This is a genomic window from Mesorhizobium shonense, from assembly GCF_040545255.1.
Lineage (GTDB): Bacteria > Pseudomonadota > Alphaproteobacteria > Rhizobiales > Rhizobiaceae > Mesorhizobium > Mesorhizobium shonense.
This window is the reverse complement of sequence record NZ_JBEPLM010000029.1, coordinates 1-16,865: the sequence shown is the minus strand read 5'-3', so window position 1 is coordinate 16,865 and position 16,865 is coordinate 1. Positions and strand designations below refer to the sequence as shown.

Genomic DNA, 16,865 nt, shown 5'->3' with positions numbered 1-16,865 from the left:
CTCATCCGCCTGCCGGCACCTTCTCCCCGTATAGTGACGGGGAGAAGGGAGTTAGCCGCAGCGCCGAGGCTCCTTCTGCAGCGTTGGCGACCGGCGAAAGCGTTGATGACCGCGTCTTTCTCCCCGTCACTATACGGGGAGAAATGCCCGGCAGGGCAATGAGGGGCGGCGCCAACGTCGACAATTGGCGGACTGCGCTGTCGTGGGGCGCTCCCTATGCCGCCAGCAGCGACTTCAGCTTGACCGCTTGCGAGCCGAGCGCCTCCGGTGCCGGGCTCGCTCGCTTGGCGATCAGCATTTCCGCCAGCCGGATGTCGCGCGCCACCGCATTGCCGGGGCCGATGCCGCTGGCGGCGACCAGCCGCCCGTCGTCGGCCAAATGGAACAGGATGAAGGCGCCGTCGTCGAGGTCGCGCCGCACCGTCGAGCGGCCTTCGTCCGAAAGCCCGGCGATCTGGAGGGTCAGCCCGTACTGATCCGACCAGAACCACGGCACGGCGGCGTGCGCCTCGTTGGCGCCCAGCATGTTCTTCGCGGCGAGCGCGCCCTGCTCCTGCGCGTTGCGCCAGGCTTCCAGCCGCACGCGCCGGCCGCCATAAACGCCAAGCGGAAACGAGCAGCAGTCACCGGCGGCGAAGATATCCGGATCGTCGGTGCGCAGCGTCCCGTCGACGGCGATGCCGTTGTCGATCGCCAGTCCCGCTTCGGCGGCGAGCGCCGTCACTGGCACGGCGCCGATGCCGATCACCGCGAGATCGGCGACGACCTCGTTGCCGTCGGCAAGCGTGACGAGGACCTCCACACCATTGTCGGCAATGGCCGCGATACCCTGGCCGGTAAGCACTTTCACGCCTTCGGTCTCATGTGCCTTGTGGATGATCTCGGCGATCTCGGCCGGCACGCCGCGCATCAGGATGCGCGGCTGCGCCTCCAGCACCGTGACCGTGGCGCCGAGCTTGCGCGCCGAGGCGGCGAGCTCGAGGCCGATGAAGCCGCCGCCGATGATGGCGACACGGTTGCCGGCGCTGAGATGGGCACGGATGGCGAGCGCGTCGTTGAAGGTTCTGAGATAAACGCAGCGGCCGCCCAGGCCCGGCATCGGCAGCTTGCGCGGCGCGGAGCCGGTCGCAAGCAGCAGCTTGTCATAGGCAAGGGAGGAGCCGTCGGACAGGCGCACGACATGCGCGGCGCGATCGATCGCGACGGCGCGGGCGGAATGGATATGGCGGATCGAGCGCTCGGCCAATAGTTCGTCGCTGGCGATCGCCTTGATCAGCGGCACCTCGCTGGTCATCGCCTCTTTCGACAGCGGCGGCCGCTCGTATGGCAGATGCGGCTCGTCGCCGACCAGCGTCACCGGCCCTTCATAGCCGAGATCGCGCAGCGTAAGCGCCGCGCGACCGCCGCATTCGCCGGCGCCGATGATGACCATCCCCGCCTGCATGGCGCTCACCCGACCTGAATGAGGACTTTTCCGGCGTCGACCTTGACCGGATAGGTCTTGAGGTTGACGCAGACCGGCGCGCCGCGCGCGTCGCCGGTCTTGTAGTTGAAGCGGCCATTGTGCTTCGGGCATTCGATGATGTCGTCCATCACCAGCCCGTCGGCCAGATGCACCTTCTCATGCGAGCACAGGCCGTCGGTCGCGAAATATTCGTCCTCCGGGCTGCGATAGATGGCGTAGGTGCGGCCGGCATGGTCGAACCGCATCACGTCCTCCTCGTCGATGTCTCCGGCCGCGCAGGCCTCGACCCAGTCGCTCATGTCGTCCTCCAGCGAAAATAGATGGTCGGTTGTGTCGAAACCGGTCACTCGGCGGCGGCCGCCGCCGGGTTGTCGCTGTGCAGCTCTTCCCGATAGGGTTTCGCCGTCGGCGGCAGCTCGCGCTTCAGGAAATAATCCTCGTTGCGCAGCTGGCGCAGGAAGGCGGGAACCATCTCGCGGTAGCCGGCCAGGATCGACGGCGTCGGCGCCGGCAGATCGTGCTTGATCAGCGCGTGCAGCTTCGGCAGCGCGTGATAGGGCACCATCGGGAACATGTGGTGCTCCACATGGTAGTTCATGTTCCAGTAGATGAACCGGCTGACCGGGTTCATGTAGACGGTGCGGCTGTTCAGGCGGTGGTCGATGACGTTGTCGGCGAGGCCGCCATGCTGCAGCAGTCCTGTCATGACGTGATGCCAGGCGCCATAGAGGCGGGGCAGGCCGACGAGCATCAGCGGCAGCCATGAATGCAGATAAAGCGCCAGCGCGACGGTCGCGATGTAGATGGCGAGCCAGATGCGGGCGGCGCGGATAGCCTTCGGCTGCTCCTGCTCCGGAATGAAGGTCTTTTCCGCGGCGCTGATGACGCCGGCGGCATTGCGCACCATGTCGGTCATCGCGTGCCAGGCGTCGAGAATGCCGAAGAAGTTCAGGACAAGGCGCAGAAGGTCCGGCGGCCGCATGACGGCGATCTCGGGATCGCGGCCGACGATGATGGTGTCGGTGTGGTGGCGCGTGTGGCTCCAGCGCCAGGTCACCGGATTGCGCATGATCATGAAGCAGGCAAGCTGGTAGACGGCATCGTTCATCCACTGGGTGCGGAAGGCGGTGCCGTGGCCGCATTCGTGCCAGCGGGAATCGGTCGAGGAGCCGTAGAGCGTGCCATAGACGAAGAAGAACGGCACGCACCACCAGCTGCCCCAGAACCAGGCGCCGCCCGCGCCGCTGAGGATCAGCGCGCCGAGCCAGACGATGGTGTCGCGGATCGCCGGCTGATCGGAGCGCTGCATCAGCTCCTTCATCTGCTTGCGCAGGATCTCGGTATGGTACCACTCGGCCGCCGAAAGCCCGTTCTCGACCGCGCGCCTGGCGTCGCGGCCGGTCAGGCTGTAGTCGCGTCCGGACGGCGCCGAAGGCGTGATTGCCGTCATTTCGAGTTCCTCCATCAGCACTTGGCGAATGGCCCTATGCGGTGCCCGGTTCGCGCATGGCTGGCTTCGACTTCACCATAGCTTCAAGCCATGATAGCCTCAACGTCACAAAGATAGATTCTATCATTTCCTATCAGGATGAGCTACTCTCAAGTCGAGCAGGCGATGGAGCATTCATGGCAAGGCGGCCGACAATCACCGATCTCGCGCGCGTTTCCGGCGTCAGCGTCGCCACCGTCGACAGGGTGCTGAACAACCGCCTGCCGGTGCGCGAGGAAACGGCGCGCCGGGTCTACGAGGCGGCGACCGATATCGGCTATCACGCCGCCGGGCTGATCAAGCAGCGCATGCGCCAGGAAATGCCGGAATACCGCCTCGGCTTCCTGCTGCTGCGCGGCAACGATGTCTTCTACGGCGATTTCGCGCGCGAGCTGGAACTGGCGGTGTCGCAATCGCAACGCATCCGTGGCGTCGCGACGATCGACTTCGCCGCTTCGCTGGCGCCCGACGAGATCGCCGCCCAGATGCGCAGGCTGGCGGCGAAGTCCAGGGCCATCGCCGTCGTCGGCCCGGACCACCCGACGCTGACGGCGGTGGTCGAGGCGCTGAAGGCGAGAGGGCAACCGGTCTTCTCGCTGCTGTCCGACTTCGCCGCCGGCATCCGCGAGGGCTATGTCGGCCTCGACAACCGCAAGGTCGGCCGCACCGCGGCCTGGATGATCGCCAAGGCGGCGAAGAAGCCGGGCAAGGTCGCGCTTTTCGTCGGCAGCCACCGCTTCCACGGCCATGAATTGCGCGAGATCGGCTTCCGCTCCTATTTCCGCGAGCACGCGCCGGACTTCACCGTGATGGAAACGCTGGTCAATCTGGAAGCCAACCAGGTGACGCATGATGCGATGCTCGACCTTCTGGCCCGGCATCCGGACCTGGCCGGCTGCTATGTCGCCGGCGGCGGGATGGAAGGCGCGGTCGCGGCGCTGAGGGCGGCAAAGCCTGAAAACATGCCGGTGGTCATCTGCAACGAGATCAACGCCTTCTCGCGCGCAGCCCTTGCCGACAACATCCTCACCATGGTGATCTCGACACCGCTGGCGGCGCTTTGCCGCGAGCTTGTCGGCCTGATGGCGCATGCCATCGAGAGCGGCGCCGCCAATGCGCCCGGCCAGACTTTCCTGCCCTTCGACATCTATCTGCCGGAAAACATCTGAGCCGCCATTCGCCGGAATGATGTGATCCATCAGGCTGATGGAATTCTTTCGCGCTGGGATTTGGCCCAAGATTCGCCGCGGAATGCACCCGTCCCCCGGCCACGGAGGGCGCTGCAGGCTGACCGGCAATGAAAATCCGGCATGTCCATTCCGAATCTCCCTTGACGTCGCCAAGCGAAATGGAATAAATATTTCACCAACTGGGCATTTTGGTTCTTTCGTTCCGGAACATCTGTTTCAAACAGAGGACCAGGCGTTCCATTTGCGCAAGGAGAACGCCGTCGGAGCGGCCAAAGGGAGAGATTCCCCGGAGAGATCGGGGATTCCGGTTCAATCGGTGCAGCCGGACACCAAGTGGAGGAGAAACTAAAATGAAGAAACTGCTTTTGGGCGTCGCGCTATCGGCGCTGATGAGTTCGTCCGCCTTCGCCGCCAAGATCGGCGTTTCGATGGCTCTTTTCGACGACAACTTCCTGACCGTGCTGCGCAACGGCATGATCGCGCAGGCCAAGGGCATGGACGGCGTCGAGCTGCAGGTCGAGGACGCGCAGAACGACGTCGCCAAGCAGCTCGACCAGATCAAGAACTTCGCCGCTTCCGGCGTCGACGCCATCATCGTCAACCCGGTCGACACCTCGGCCACCCAGGCGATGTCGGATGCGGCCGCCGCGGCCAAGATCCCGCTGGTCTATGTCAACCGCGAGCCGGTCAATGTCGATAAATTGCCCGACAACCAGGCCTTCGTCGCTTCGAACGAGGCCGAATCCGGCACGCTCGAGACCAAGGAAGCCTGCCGCCTGCTCAAGGAAGCCGGCAAGAAGGAAGCCAATGTCTATGTGATCATGGGCGAGCTGTCGAACCAGGCCGCGGTGCAGCGGACCAAGGACATCGACGAAGTGATCGCCACGCCGGACTGCAATTTCATCAAGATCATCGACAAGCAGACCTCGAACTGGAAGCGTGACGAAGCGCAGAACCTGATGACCAACTGGCTGTCGTCCGGCAAGGCGTTCGACGGCGTCATCGCCAACAACGACGAAAGCGCCATCGGCGCGATCCAGGCGATGAAGGCAGCCAACATCGACATGAAGTCGGTCGTGGTCGGCGGCGTCGACGCCACCCAGGACGCGCTGGCCGCGATGCAGGCTGGCGATCTCGACGTGACGGTCTTCCAGGACGCGGCCGGCCAGGGCGCCGGCGCGCTCGATGCGGCGCTGAAGCTCGCCAAGGGCGAGAAGGTGGAGCACAAGGTCTATATCCCCTTCCAGCTCGTCACACCGGCGAACATCGACAAGTTCTTGAAGAAGAACTGAGGCTGCGCTTCTCAAGAGTAATTCCAGGAAAAGTGTGAAACGGTTTTCCGTCCGGAATTGCTCAAAACAAGAGTGGAGCGGCGCTCCGACGCATCGGACTGGCTGAAACCGGCCGCTGATAGAGCGGCGCTGCTCCCTTCTTTCTCCCGCCCCACCGGGCGGGAGAGCGGGCGCGGTCATTCGGAGGAAGAAGACGTGTCACAGACATCGCATGGCATTGGCGGGCTGAGCTATGACGCCAAGAAGCGCCCCTGGCCTGCAGAGTTCAACGTGTTCCTGGCGCTGGTCATCCTGGTCGGCGCGTTCGAGCTGATCGGCCGCGTCTTCCTCGGCGACAGCTTCCTGTTCAACACCCGTGAAAATGTCAGTGGGATCTTCAACGAGGCCCGCCTGCAGATCATCATCCTGCAGGTGTCGATCGTCGGCATCATCGCCATCGGCGTGACGCAAGTCATCATCAGCGGCGGCATCGACCTGTCCTCGGGGTCGATCGTGGGCGCAACGGCGATGATCGCCATGAGCTTCGCGCAGGTAGCGACGGTCAACGGCAACCCCAACCCCAAGGCGATGTTCCTGGCGCAGGGCTGGACCGATCTGCCGGTGATCGTGCCGCTGCTGGTCGCCATCGCCTGCGGCCTCGTCGCCGGTCTCGTCAATGGCGCGCTGATCGCTTACACGCGCATCCCGCCCTTCATCGCCACGCTCGGTATGATGGTCACGGCGCGCGGCATCGCCAAATGGTGGTCGAAGGGTCAGCCGATCTCGTTCCCCACCGACAGCTTCGCCGCGATCGGCAAGGGGCTGATGCCGGTCGTCATCTTCATCTCGCTGGCGATCCTGTTCCAGCTCATCTTGAGCTACACCCGATACGGCAAGCACTGTTACGCCATCGGCTCCAACGAGGACGCCGCGCGCATGTCGGGCATCAAGATCGCCAACCACAAGGTGCTGGTCTATGTGATCGCCGGCATCCTCGCCTCGATCGCCGCGGTGGTGCTCTCGTCGAAAAACCTCACCGCCCAGGCCGGCATGGGCGTGATGTACGAGCTCGACGCCATCGCAATGGCGGTCATCGGCGGCGTCTCGCTCTCGGGCGGCCGCGGGTCTATCATCGGCACCGTGATCGGCTCGCTGATCTTCGGCGTCATCATCTCCGGCTTCACCTTCCTGCGCCTCGACGCCTACTACCAGGAGATGGTCAAGGGCGTGATCATCGTCGGCGCAGTCGTTCTCGATCAATGGCGCCAGCGCCGCCGGGCGATAGGAGCTTGACCATGTCCGACATCGTTCTGAAAACCGAAAACCTCACCAAGCACTATGGCGGCGTGCATGCGCTGCAGGAGGCGAACTTCGAGCTGCGCAAGGGCGAGCATGTCGCCATCATGGGCGACAACGGCGCCGGCAAGTCGACCTTCGTGCGCCAGATCACCGGCGTCGAGCAGCGCACCGACGGCAAGATCTGGTTCGACGGCAATGAAGTGAACTTCGCCGGCCCGATCGAGGCGCGCGAGGCCGGCATCGAGACGGTGTTCCAGAACCTCGCTCTGGCCGACGATCTCGACGTTCCGTCGAACCTGTTCCTCGGCCGCGAGAAGGTGCTGTTCAACCTCGGGCCGTTCTCGATCCTCGACCGCAAGGCGATGCGCAAGGCTACGGAGGCAGCACTTGTCCGCACGGCAGTGAAGATCCCGAACCTTTCCAGCACCATCCGCCACATGTCGGGCGGCCAGCGTCAGTGCGTGGCGATCGCCCGTACCGCGACGTTCGCTTCCAAGCTCATCATCATGGATGAGCCGACGGCGGCCCTCGGCGTGCAGGAAACAGCCCAAGTCGAAAACATCATCCGCACGCTCAAGGAAAACGGCGAGCCGCTGATCCTGATCAGCCACAACATGCGCCAGGTGTTCGATCTGGTCGACCGCATCGTCGTCTTCCGCCGCGGCCGCATCGTCGCCAATTTGCGCAAGCAGGACACCGACGGCAACGACATCGTCGCCTATATCACCGGCGCCAAGACCGGACAGGCCGAACTCCAGGCCGCCTGACAGGCGTCACGACGGGACCAACCAATCGTCCGCGCCGAGAGGCGCGGACATGTTTTAGAACCATCCTCGAAGGACATTCCATGACACTCCGCTTCGCTCTTCTCGGTGCCGGTCGTATCGGCAAGGTGCATGCCCGCGCCGTTGCCTCAAACCCGCAGGCCAAACTGGTTGCCGTGGCCGACGCCTTCGAGAAGGCGGCGACGGAGCTCGCCTCCGCCTATGGCGCGGAAGTGCGCACCATCGCGGCAATAGAGCAGGCCAAGGACATCGACGCCGTCATCATCTGCACGCCGACCGACACCCATGCCGATCTCATCGAGCGTTTCGCCAAGGCCGGAAAGGCGATCTTCTGCGAGAAGCCGATCGACCTCGACGTCAAGCGCGTTGAGCAGTGCCTCGCCGTGGTCGAGAAGGCCAATGCTGTGCTGATGGTCGGCTTCAACCGCCGCTTCGATCCGCATTTCGCCGCCGTCCGCAAGGCGATCGACGACGGCGCCATCGGCGCGGTCGAGATGGTCACCATCACCTCGCGCGATCCCGGCGCGCCGCCGCTCGACTATATCGCCCGCTCCGGCGGCATCTTTCGCGATATGACCATCCATGACTTCGACATGGCGCGCTTCCTGCTGGGCGAGGAGCCGGTGGCGGTCAGCGCCCATGCCTCGGTGCTGGTCGACAAGAAGATTGGCGATGCCGGCGATTTCGACTCGGTCAGCGTCATCCTGGAAACCGCCTCCGGCAAGCAGGCCGTCATCTCCAACTCGCGCCGCGCCACCTATGGCTACGACCAGCGCATCGAGGTGCATGGCTCGAAAGGCATGGTCGCGGCCGAGAACCAGCGCCCGGTGTCGATCGAGCTTGCCAACGACAAGGGCTATACCCGTCCGCCGCTGCACGACTTCTTCATGACCCGCTACATCGACGCCTATGCCAACGAGATCGCGACCTTCATCGCCGCCAACAGCGCCGGCAAGAAGGCCTCGCCGAGCGGCAAGGACGGGCTGGTCGCGTTGAAGCTGGCCGATGCGGCGCTGAAGTCGGCGAAGACGGGCAAGACCGTTCGCATCGACTGATCCGATGAGACAGGTATTTCGATGGCGGTCGGATTGTCTGTCTCCAACGCTTGGCGATTAGCCGGAACGCTTATCACGTCGTCATCCACGGGCGGAGCAAGGAGCGAAGCGACGCGGCGCAGACCCGAGGATCCATTCCGTTACATCGGAACGGTGCCAACGGTGCAGAATTCTGCTCCGCTGTGTTCTTCAGCCGGGGTCACGGAATGGATCCTAGGGTCTGCGCTGCGTCGCTACGCTCCTTGCTTCGCCCTAGGATGACGACGTTGAGGACGCTTGGACCAAGGTATCAACGTTGCGGCAAGGCACCGGGAGACCGATCGGAACCTCAATGAACCTCGAAAATCCATTGGTAGTCAAAAACACAGGAGCACAGCGATGAGCGGTTTGGCCGGTCGCAATTCAGAAACGCGCGCCATCGTCACCGGCGGCGCGCAGGGCATTGGCTTCGCCGTCGCCGAGGCCTTGGCTGATGAGGGCTGCCGTGCGCTGGCGCTGGTCGGCCGCTCGCAGGAGAAGGGCGACAAAGCGGTCGCCGCGCTCAAGAGGGGCGGCGTCGACGCCATCTTCATCAGCGCCGACGTCGCCAACGTCGGCGATTGCAAGCGCGCCATCGCAACGGCCATCGCCCATTTCGGCACGCTCAACGCGCTGGTCAACGCCGCCGCCACCTCGGCGCGAGGCTCGCTGATCGAAACCACCGAGGAGGTCTTCGACCAGATATTCGACACCAATGTGCGCGGCCCCTTTTTCCTGATGCAGGGCCTTGTCGCGCATCTCCTGGAGCGCAAGGCGCCGGGCTCGATCGTCAACGTGTTGTCGATGTCGGCGCATGCCGGCCAATCCTTCCTGACCCCCTATTCGACCAGCAAGGGCGCGCTGATGACGCTGACCAAGAATGTCGCCAGCTCCTATCGGCGGAACCGCATCCGCTGCAACGCCGTGCTGCCCGGCTGGATGGACACCGAGGGCGAGGCGATCGTGCAGAAGAAATGGCACGCCGCGCCCGACGACTGGCTGGAGAAGGCCGAAGCCGCGCAGCCGATGGGCCAGCTCGTGAAACCGGCGCAGCTTGCCCGGCTGATCACCTATATGCTGAGCCCGCAGGCCGGCGTCATGACCGGCTCGCTGGTCGACTACGACCAGAACATTGCCGGCGTGATCGGGGAGTAGCGCAGGGGGGCGACGCCAGTCACTTCGTCATCCACGGGCGAAAGCAAGGAGCGAAGCGACGCGGCGCAGCCCCGAGGATCCAGGCCGCGACTCCAGGGCGTTGCTGCGGTCCAGAATTCTGCATCGCCGCGCTCTTCGGCCAAGGTCACGGAATGGATCCCAGGGTCTTCGCGACGCCGCTGCGCGGCTGCTTCGCCCTGGGATGACGAAATCGCGAAGGTTCGGCCCCATCCGAAATTGCCTGCCAATCAAGCACGTGACAAGCGCCCCGGCATCGACTATATGAGCCGCATGATCCACCTGACCGCCTCGTTTTGGTACTTTTACTACGACAGCTCGCTGGCGGCGGGAGGATTGCGCTCGATCTGAAGATTGCAGCATCTAAATCCGAAAAGCCGCCAGACCTGGCGGCTTTTTCGTTTCAGCCGGCAGGTCTCCTAACCAGGAGCAGAAAGCCGTGTTGACCACCACAGACGACCTTCGGGTCAAGGAACTCAAAGTCCTGAGCACGCCGGAAGAGGTGATGCGCGAGATACCGCGCTCGCTCACGGCGACGCGCACCGTTGCCGCATCGCGCAACGCCATCCATTCCATCCTGACGGGGGCCGACGATCGACTGGTAGTCATCGTCGGCCCTTGTTCCATCCACGATCCGGTTGCCGCCGTGGACTACGCCAGCCGTCTGGCGGCGCTGCGCGAGGCCCTGGCCGACCGGCTCGAGATCGTCATGCGCGTCTATTTCGAGAAGCCGCGCACCACGGTCGGCTGGAAGGGCCTGATCAACGATCCCGACCTCGACGGCAGCTTCAACATCGACAAGGGGCTGCGCATGGCGCGCAACGTGCTCTCCGCCGTCAACAATCTCGGCCTGCCGGCGGCGACCGAGTTCCTCGACATGACGACGCCGCAATACATCGCCGACCTCGTTGCCTGGGGCGCCATCGGCGCGCGCACGACCGAAAGCCAGATCCACCGCGAGCTGGCGTCGGGTCTCTCCTGCCCGGTCGGCTTCAAGAACGGCACCGACGGCAATCTCAGGATCGCCGCCGAGGCGGTGAAGTCCGCCGCCCAGCCGCATCATTTCATGGCGGTGACCAAGGGCGGCCGCAGTGCCATCGCGGCGACCACCGGCAACGAGGACTGCCATGTCATCCTGCGCGGCGGCGTTGTGCCCAACTTCGATGCGGCGAGCGTTGACGCTGCCGCGACGGAGCTCGCCCGCATAGGTGTCGCGCCGCGCCTGATGATCGACGTCAGCCACGCAAACAGCGGCAAGAAGCCGGAGAACCAGCCGAAAGTCGCGCACGATGTGGCGGGGCAGGTGGCTGCGGGCGACGAGCGCATCATCGGCGTCATGATCGAGAGCAATCTCGTCGCCGGCCGCCAGGACGTCGTGCCCGGCAAGCCGCTTGTCTACGGCCAGAGCATCACCGACGGCTGCATCGACTGGGCGACCACCGAGACGGTGCTGCACGGCCTCGCCGGCGCCGTCGAATGGCGCCGGTCGGTAAAGCGCGAAATGCTCGCCACCCGACAGGGCGCGGCCTGAGCGAAATGTGGGGGAGGGCGGCGATCACGCCGCCCTCAGCCCTTCCCATGCGGTGAACACCGAGACGGCAAACAAAAGCAGGCCAGCCGCACGCCCGGCGAAAGCGGTCGCCTGCGGATTGCCGACCAGAAGCGCCCGGCTGCGCCCGGCGGTGATGGCGAGGCCGCCATAGATCCCTGCCTGAGTGGCGACCGTCAGCAACCCCATGACGGTCGCCTGCATCCAGATCGGACCGTAAGCCGGCTTCAGGAACTGCGGATAGACGGCAAGGATGAAGAGATAGGCCTTGGGGTTGATCAGGCAGGTGACCAACCCTTGGCGAAAGGCTTTCCAGGCGGAGCGGCTGCCGGCGGGCGCATCATCGCCGACGGTAATCGAGCTCCGCATCAGCGAAATTCCGATATAGGCCATATAAGCGGCGCCGGCGATCAGCAGCGGCTTGAACAGGACCGGCACGAAATGCATGAGCAGGCCGACGCCGATCGCGCCGTTCAGCGTATGCACTGCGCCGCCGAGCATGATGCCGGCGGTCGCAGCAAGGCCTCTGTCGCGTCCGCCGGTCAGCGCATTGGCCAGCACGAACAGCATGTCCATGCCCGGGACGGCGATGATGCCGAAAAGCAGGACGAAGAACAGCCAGAGGTTTTCGCTGTAGCTCATGTCAATCGCGCGGAGCCCCATGCGGCCGAACCACGGAGGATCCCGTTGATTTTCAAACCGATGGGCGGCCCTATAAGACATCCCAACTGACGGGGCGGTGTCAGTAGCGTTTCGGTTGTGTGAAGAAAATGCGCAAGGCGCGCCGCGCCCGTCCAATGCATGTCGCCCAGAAGTGTACAGCGGTTTTGGGATAACGACATGCATAAAAACTTGAAGCGCGTCGCCTGAATCCGTTGCAGTGCGACGCGCTTTAGTCAGACGATTTGGCCCCAAGCGACGCTGACTGACCGCTTTGCTCCGCGGATCCCGGATAGTCGACGCCGACAAGAAACAGGCCGTCCGGCGGAGCAACCTGGCCGCAGGCGGCGCGGTCGCGCGCTTCCAGCGCCGCCCTGAGGTCGTCGGCGCTCCAGGAGCCGTCGCCGACGCGCCGCAAGGAGCCGACCATCGAGCGCACCTGGTTGTGCAGGAAGGAGCGCGCCGAGGTTCGCACCTCGATGAGATCGCTCATACGGCTGACGTCGAGTTGGGCAAGCGTGCGGACGGGGCTTTCGGCCTGGCACTGGGTGGAGCGGAAGGTGGTGAAATCGTGCCGCCCGAGCAGCACTTTCGCCGCCTCGTGCATGGCCTCGGCATCGAGCCGTTTCGGCACCCACCAGACCTTGCCTTTTTCCAGCGCCGACGGGGCGCGGCGATTGAGGATGCGATAGAGATAATGGCGGCCGGTGGCCGAAAAGCGCGCGTCGAAGCCGTCGGCGACGACCGCCGCCCTCAAGATGGCGATACGCGCGCCGGCCGCCTGCAGATGGGCGTTGACGGCATCGCGCACCTTGTCGCCCGCCCAGGCCTTGGCGAGATCGACATGCGCCACCTGGGCGGTGGCGTGCACGCCGGCATCGGTGCGGCCGGCGGCACGTAACCTTACTTCTTCGCCGCAGAATTTTTCGATCGCCTGCTCGATCGCCTGCTGCACCGATGGCTGGTCCGCCTGATGCTGCCAGCCGGCGAATTGGCTGCCGTCATATTCGATATCGAGCCGAAAACGCGGCATGTTCTGCTATTCGTTCGCGCCCGCCTAAGCGGCGAGCGCGATGAAGGCCGAAGCGTAGACCAGCCTGCCGGTCGCGGGCGCGTCGCCCCAGGCAAGAGCCTGCAGCGCCTCGCCCTGGTACTCGCTCTCGAACTTTTCGGCGCGGGCATGGCTGTAGCCGAAGCGGCCATAATAGGCCGGGTCCCCCAGCACCACGGCCAGCGCCTCGCCGGCTTCCTTGAGGCGGATATGCGCCTCGCGGATCAGCGCGCCGCCGATGCCGGTGCCGTGGAAGGACGGCTCGACCGCCAGCGGCGCCAGCGCCAATGCCGCGAAGCGCTTGCCGCCGTTCTGCACGAAAAGCCTGGAAAACAGGATGTGGCCGACGACCTGGCCATCTTCTTCCGCGACCAGCTCGACGACGGCGTCGCCGCCCGTCACCAGCGCGTCGACCAGGCCGGCCTCCGCCTGCTGGCCGAAGGCATGCTCTTCGACGAGGCGGATCGCCTCGCGATCCCGCGGCGTCGCCGCGCGTATCGACATCATGCTCATGTGAGTTTCGTTCCTTTTTCGATCTTGGCCCCGCGCAAAAACTCCTGCGCGGCGGCGGGCCTTCCGCCCGCCCGTTGAACTTCGACCAGCCGGACCGCGCCTGACCCGCAGGCGACCGTCAGCCGGTCATCGAGAATTCCTCCCGACTCGCCGACGCCATCAGAGAGCGTCGAGCGAAGCAGTTTCAGCCGCTCCATGCGGCCGCCAATTTCGACCTCGCACCACGCGCCCGGAACGGGCGAGAGGCCGCGAATGTGATTGTGGACTTCGCCGGCAGGCCGCGTCCAGTCTACGCGTGTCTCCGATTTATCGATCTTTCGGGCGTAGGTCACCCCTTCCGTCGCCTGTCGGGTAAATGTCAGACAATTTATCCCCAGCTGCGTCAGCGCTTCCACCATCAGCGAAGCGCCTATGTCCATCAACCTGTCATGCAATTCGCCGGCCGTCATATCGGGTCCGATGGAAGATTTTTCAACCAATGCCACCGGACCGGTGTCCAAACCTTCTTCCATGCGCATCACCATCATGCCGGTTTCGGCATCGCCGGCCATGATGGCGCGCTGGATGGGAGCGGCGCCCCGCCAGCGCGGCAGAAGCGAGGCGTGGCCGTTGAGGCAGCCCAGCCTGGTCGCCCCCAGGACGGGTTTTGGGAGAAGCAGCCCATAGGCGACGACCACGGCGACGTCCGCCCGCAAGGCGGCGAAGGCCTGCTGCTCGGCTTCGCCTTTCAGCGATGTCGGCGTGCGCACTTCCAAGCCCAGCCGTTCGGCCTCGCGCTGCACCGGCGAGGGCGTCAGCTCCAGCCCGCGCCGGCCGGCGGCGCGCGGCGGCTGCGTGTAGACGGCGGCGATGTCGTGGCCGGCCTCGGCGATCGCGCGCAAGGTCGGCACGGAAAAATCCGGCGTGCCCATGAAGATGACGCGAAGGGGCATATTTATCTCGCGGTGCTGTTCAGGCGCTCGCCTTGAGCATTTATGAGCTTCAGATCACGTCGCGATATAACCGAAGTCGCGTTTTCGTTCGGCCTCGACTTCATACATCAACTTGGCAAAGTCGTCGTCGATCGCGTCTTCGGAGACGAATGCCGAGCGCACCGCATCCCACGCCGAAAAACTCGGCTCAGGCCCGTCTTTGGGAAAGCCCTTGATCAGCGTTTCGCTCGTCGATGCCTCCAAGCCGAGATCTGTAATGCGGAAGGCCGTGCTCCAAACGGCTGCTAGCCCACCATCTTGCCCGGCGCCTTCTCCTTGGCAAGCTTCTTGAACTTCCTGACCACCATGTCGCGCTTCAGCTTCGAGATGTGGTCGATGAACAGCACGCCGTTGAGATGGTCGATCTCGTGCTGCAGGCACGTCGCCATCAGGCCTTCGGCCTGCATCTCCTGCAGCTTGCCGTCGCGGTCGAGATATTTTACCCGCACGGCCGCCGGACGTTCGACCTCGGCATAATAATCCGGGATCGACAGGCAGCCTTCCTCATAGACCGAGCGCTGGCCGGAGCTTTCGAGGATCTCCGGATTGATGAAGACATGCGGCGCCGGCTCTTCGCCCTCCTTGGCAAGGTCGATGACCAGCAAGCGCCTCGGCTCGCCGACCTGGATCGCCGCCAGCCCGATGCCCGGCGCATCGTACATGGTCTCCAGCATGTCGTCGGCGAGCTTGCGCAGATCGCTATCGACGCGCTCGACCGGTTTGGAAACCTGGCGCAGGATCGGATCGGGAAGGATGATGAGCGGCTTGATCGACATGGCGTCTCACCTAAGACGTCGTTGGAAAAGCGTCAACCGGGACGACTTCTGACTGTTCACGTTTTGATCTGTGCCAGCGAACCGAATCGGTTATGCTGCCGGCATGAACGACATGACCTCCATCCTTTCCGAGCCAGTTGCAAGGCTGGGCGCTACCACGATCACGCTCGGCCAGGCGCTGGGTTTCGGCGCCGCGCTGCTGCTTGCGCTGTTCATGGCGCTCGTCGTCGCGTTGTGGCGCGCCGCAGGGGCACGCGCTGTGGCGGCGACAGAGGCCGCCGACCATGCCCGCGATACCGAGGCGCGCATGGCCGACATCCTGCAGGCACAGGCCGAGATGCAGGGACGGATGGGCGCGATCGCCGAAGTGTTCGGGGCGCGGCAGGCCGAGCTCACCCAATCGCTCGGACAGCGGCTCGACGCCATGACCGGCCGCCTCGGCCAGACCATGGCCGAGCAGACCAAGTCGACGCATGAGAGCCTGGCCAAGCTGCAGGAGCGGCTGGCGGTGATCGACACCGCGCAAGGCAACATCCAGTCTTTGGCCGGACAGGTGGTGCAGTTGCAGGCGATCCTCTCCAACAAGCAGACGCGCGGCGCCTTCGGCCAGTCGCGCATGGAAGCGATCATCGCCGATGGGCTGCCGCACGGCGCCTACGAATTCCAGGCGGGCCTCTCCAACGGCAGCCGGCCGGATTGCCTGGTGCGGATGCCGAACGGCGCGCCGATGCTGGCCATCGACGCCAAGTTCCCGCTCGAAGCCTGGAACGCCATTCGCGCCGCCGAGGGCGCCGACCTGCAGAAGGCGGCGGCGCAGGCATTCCGGCGCGACATCGAGGTGCATATCCGCGATATCGCCGAAAAATACCTGATCCAGGGCGAGACGCAGGACACCGCCTTCATGTTCGTGCCGTCGGAATCGGTGTTCGCCGAGATCCACGAGAATTTCGAAGCGGTGGTGCAGAAGGCGCACCGCGCCCGCGTCGTCATCGTCTCACCGTCGCTCCTGATGCTGTCGATCCAGGTCATCCAGGCGATCCTGAAGGACGCGCGCATGCGCGAGCAGGCGCATCTGATCCAGGGCGAGGTCATCCGCCTGATGGAAGACGTGGCGCGCGTCGACGAGCGCGTGCGCCGGCTGCAGACGCATTTCGGCCAGGCGGCCAAGGACATCGACGACATCCTCGTCTCGACGTCGAAAGTCACCAAGCGCGGCCAGAAGATCGAAGCGCTGGAATTCGCCGAAGGGGAAGCCGAGCCGCCGCGCGGCCCGGCCAAGGTGGAGGCCGCCGCGCGCGTGGCCGATTCCAAGACGGGTCAATTGCGGTTGAGGGTCGTCGAAGACAGCGAGTAGTTTCGCCGGAGATTGGCGGAAGCGCCCATCACATCGTCATTCTAGGGCGGAGCAAGGAGCGAAGCGACGCGCGCAGACCCTAGAATCCATGCCGTGACTGCGGAGCGCCGCAACGGCGCAGAATTCTGATACGCCGCATTCCTCGGCGAGCGTCACGGAATGGATCCTCGGGTCAAGCCCGAGGATTGTTTGAGAAGGATCGGGTAGTTTGGCGGCCGGGACTGCAGGCCCATCACAGCCAGCAGT

18 protein-coding genes are annotated in these 16,865 nt (G+C 64.6%); 9 read left to right on the top strand and 9 right to left on the bottom strand.

What is annotated here, in order from left to right; genetic code table 11:
* Positions 1-214: 214 nt before the first annotated feature.
* From ABID26_RS35220 to ABID26_RS35210, 3 genes are read right to left on the bottom strand one after another with little or no spacing between them, the layout of a single operon-like run.
* Entirely contained in the window at positions 215-1,444 is a 1,230-nt protein-coding gene (locus ABID26_RS35220) for an NAD(P)/FAD-dependent oxidoreductase (RefSeq protein ID WP_354418089.1), read from the bottom strand.
* Between the two features lie 5 nt (positions 1,445-1,449).
* Complete coding sequence (locus ABID26_RS35215) at positions 1,450-1,764, bottom strand: MocE family 2Fe-2S type ferredoxin (protein WP_071100904.1); 315 nt, start codon at positions 1,762-1,764, stop codon at positions 1,450-1,452.
* A gap of 44 nt (positions 1,765-1,808) precedes the next feature.
* Positions 1,809-2,915, bottom strand: a complete 1,107-nt coding sequence (locus ABID26_RS35210; protein WP_126096882.1) for a fatty acid desaturase family protein — start codon at positions 2,913-2,915, stop codon at positions 1,809-1,811.
* 176 nt (positions 2,916-3,091) lie between these two features.
* On the opposite strand from ABID26_RS35210, the gene ABID26_RS35205 reads away from it, so the two are divergent.
* The 8 genes from ABID26_RS35205 (at position 3,092) to ABID26_RS35170 (ending at position 11,276) form a co-directional block, all read left to right on the top strand.
* Positions 3,092-4,123 (top strand): LacI family DNA-binding transcriptional regulator, encoded by a 1,032-nt coding sequence (locus ABID26_RS35205; RefSeq protein ID WP_126096883.1) that lies wholly within the window; start codon positions 3,092-3,094, stop codon positions 4,121-4,123.
* Positions 4,124-4,494: 371 nt separating this feature from the next.
* A complete protein-coding gene (locus ABID26_RS35200) occupies positions 4,495-5,436 on the top strand; it encodes a sugar ABC transporter substrate-binding protein (protein ID WP_126096884.1) in 942 nt (313 codons plus the stop codon).
* Between the two features lie 195 nt (positions 5,437-5,631).
* Entirely contained in the window at positions 5,632-6,708 is a 1,077-nt protein-coding gene (locus ABID26_RS35195; protein WP_126096885.1) for an ABC transporter permease, read from the top strand.
* Between the two features lie 2 nt (positions 6,709-6,710).
* Positions 6,711-7,481: an ATP-binding cassette domain-containing protein gene (locus tag ABID26_RS35190; protein ID WP_126096886.1), complete on the top strand. Its 771-nt coding sequence runs from the start codon at positions 6,711-6,713 to the stop codon at positions 7,479-7,481.
* Between the two features lie 80 nt (positions 7,482-7,561).
* Positions 7,562-8,554 carry an inositol 2-dehydrogenase gene (gene iolG / locus ABID26_RS35185; protein ID WP_126096887.1) on the top strand — a complete coding sequence of 331 codons (993 nt, stop codon included), beginning with the start codon at positions 7,562-7,564 and terminating at the stop codon, positions 8,552-8,554.
* Between the two features lie 378 nt (positions 8,555-8,932).
* Entirely contained in the window at positions 8,933-9,727 is a 795-nt protein-coding gene (locus tag ABID26_RS35180) for an SDR family oxidoreductase (RefSeq protein ID WP_126096888.1), read from the top strand.
* Positions 9,728-9,964: 237 nt separating this feature from the next.
* Positions 9,965-10,096, top strand: coding sequence for a hypothetical protein (locus ABID26_RS35175; protein ID WP_281058894.1), 132 nt, complete (start codon positions 9,965-9,967; stop codon positions 10,094-10,096).
* Positions 10,097-10,184: 88 nt separating this feature from the next.
* Entirely contained in the window at positions 10,185-11,276 is a 1,092-nt protein-coding gene (locus ABID26_RS35170) for a 3-deoxy-7-phosphoheptulonate synthase (protein ID WP_126096889.1), read from the top strand.
* A gap of 24 nt (positions 11,277-11,300) precedes the next feature.
* On the opposite strand, the gene ABID26_RS35165 is transcribed toward ABID26_RS35170, so the two are convergent.
* The 6 genes from ABID26_RS35165 to def form a co-directional block, all read right to left on the bottom strand.
* Complete coding sequence (locus tag ABID26_RS35165) at positions 11,301-11,936, bottom strand: LysE family translocator (protein ID WP_126096890.1); 636 nt, start codon at positions 11,934-11,936, stop codon at positions 11,301-11,303.
* 250 nt (positions 11,937-12,186) lie between these two features.
* Positions 12,187-12,987, bottom strand: coding sequence for a tRNA pseudouridine(38-40) synthase TruA (gene truA, locus ABID26_RS35160; protein WP_126096891.1), 801 nt, complete (start codon positions 12,985-12,987; stop codon positions 12,187-12,189).
* A gap of 24 nt (positions 12,988-13,011) precedes the next feature.
* Entirely contained in the window at positions 13,012-13,518 is a 507-nt protein-coding gene (locus ABID26_RS35155; RefSeq protein WP_126096892.1) for a GNAT family N-acetyltransferase, read from the bottom strand.
* Positions 13,515-14,450, bottom strand: a complete 936-nt coding sequence (fmt, locus tag ABID26_RS35150) for a methionyl-tRNA formyltransferase (protein WP_292374991.1) — start codon at positions 14,448-14,450, stop codon at positions 13,515-13,517. Before fmt ends, ABID26_RS35155 begins: the two co-directional genes overlap by 4 nt.
* Positions 14,451-14,504: 54 nt before the next feature.
* A complete protein-coding gene (locus tag ABID26_RS35145; protein WP_292374995.1) occupies positions 14,505-14,693 on the bottom strand; it encodes a hypothetical protein in 189 nt (62 codons plus the stop codon).
* A gap of 41 nt (positions 14,694-14,734) precedes the next feature.
* On the bottom strand, positions 14,735-15,265 hold the full coding sequence (def, locus tag ABID26_RS35140; RefSeq protein ID WP_126096894.1) for a peptide deformylase: 531 nt from the start codon (positions 15,263-15,265) through the stop codon (positions 14,735-14,737).
* A 103-nt stretch (positions 15,266-15,368) separates the two neighbouring features.
* Here def and ABID26_RS35135 point away from each other — a divergent pair, with 103 nt between their 5' ends.
* Complete coding sequence (locus ABID26_RS35135; RefSeq protein WP_126096895.1) at positions 15,369-16,619, top strand: DNA recombination protein RmuC; 1,251 nt, start codon at positions 15,369-15,371, stop codon at positions 16,617-16,619.
* Positions 16,620-16,865 lie beyond the last annotated feature (246 nt).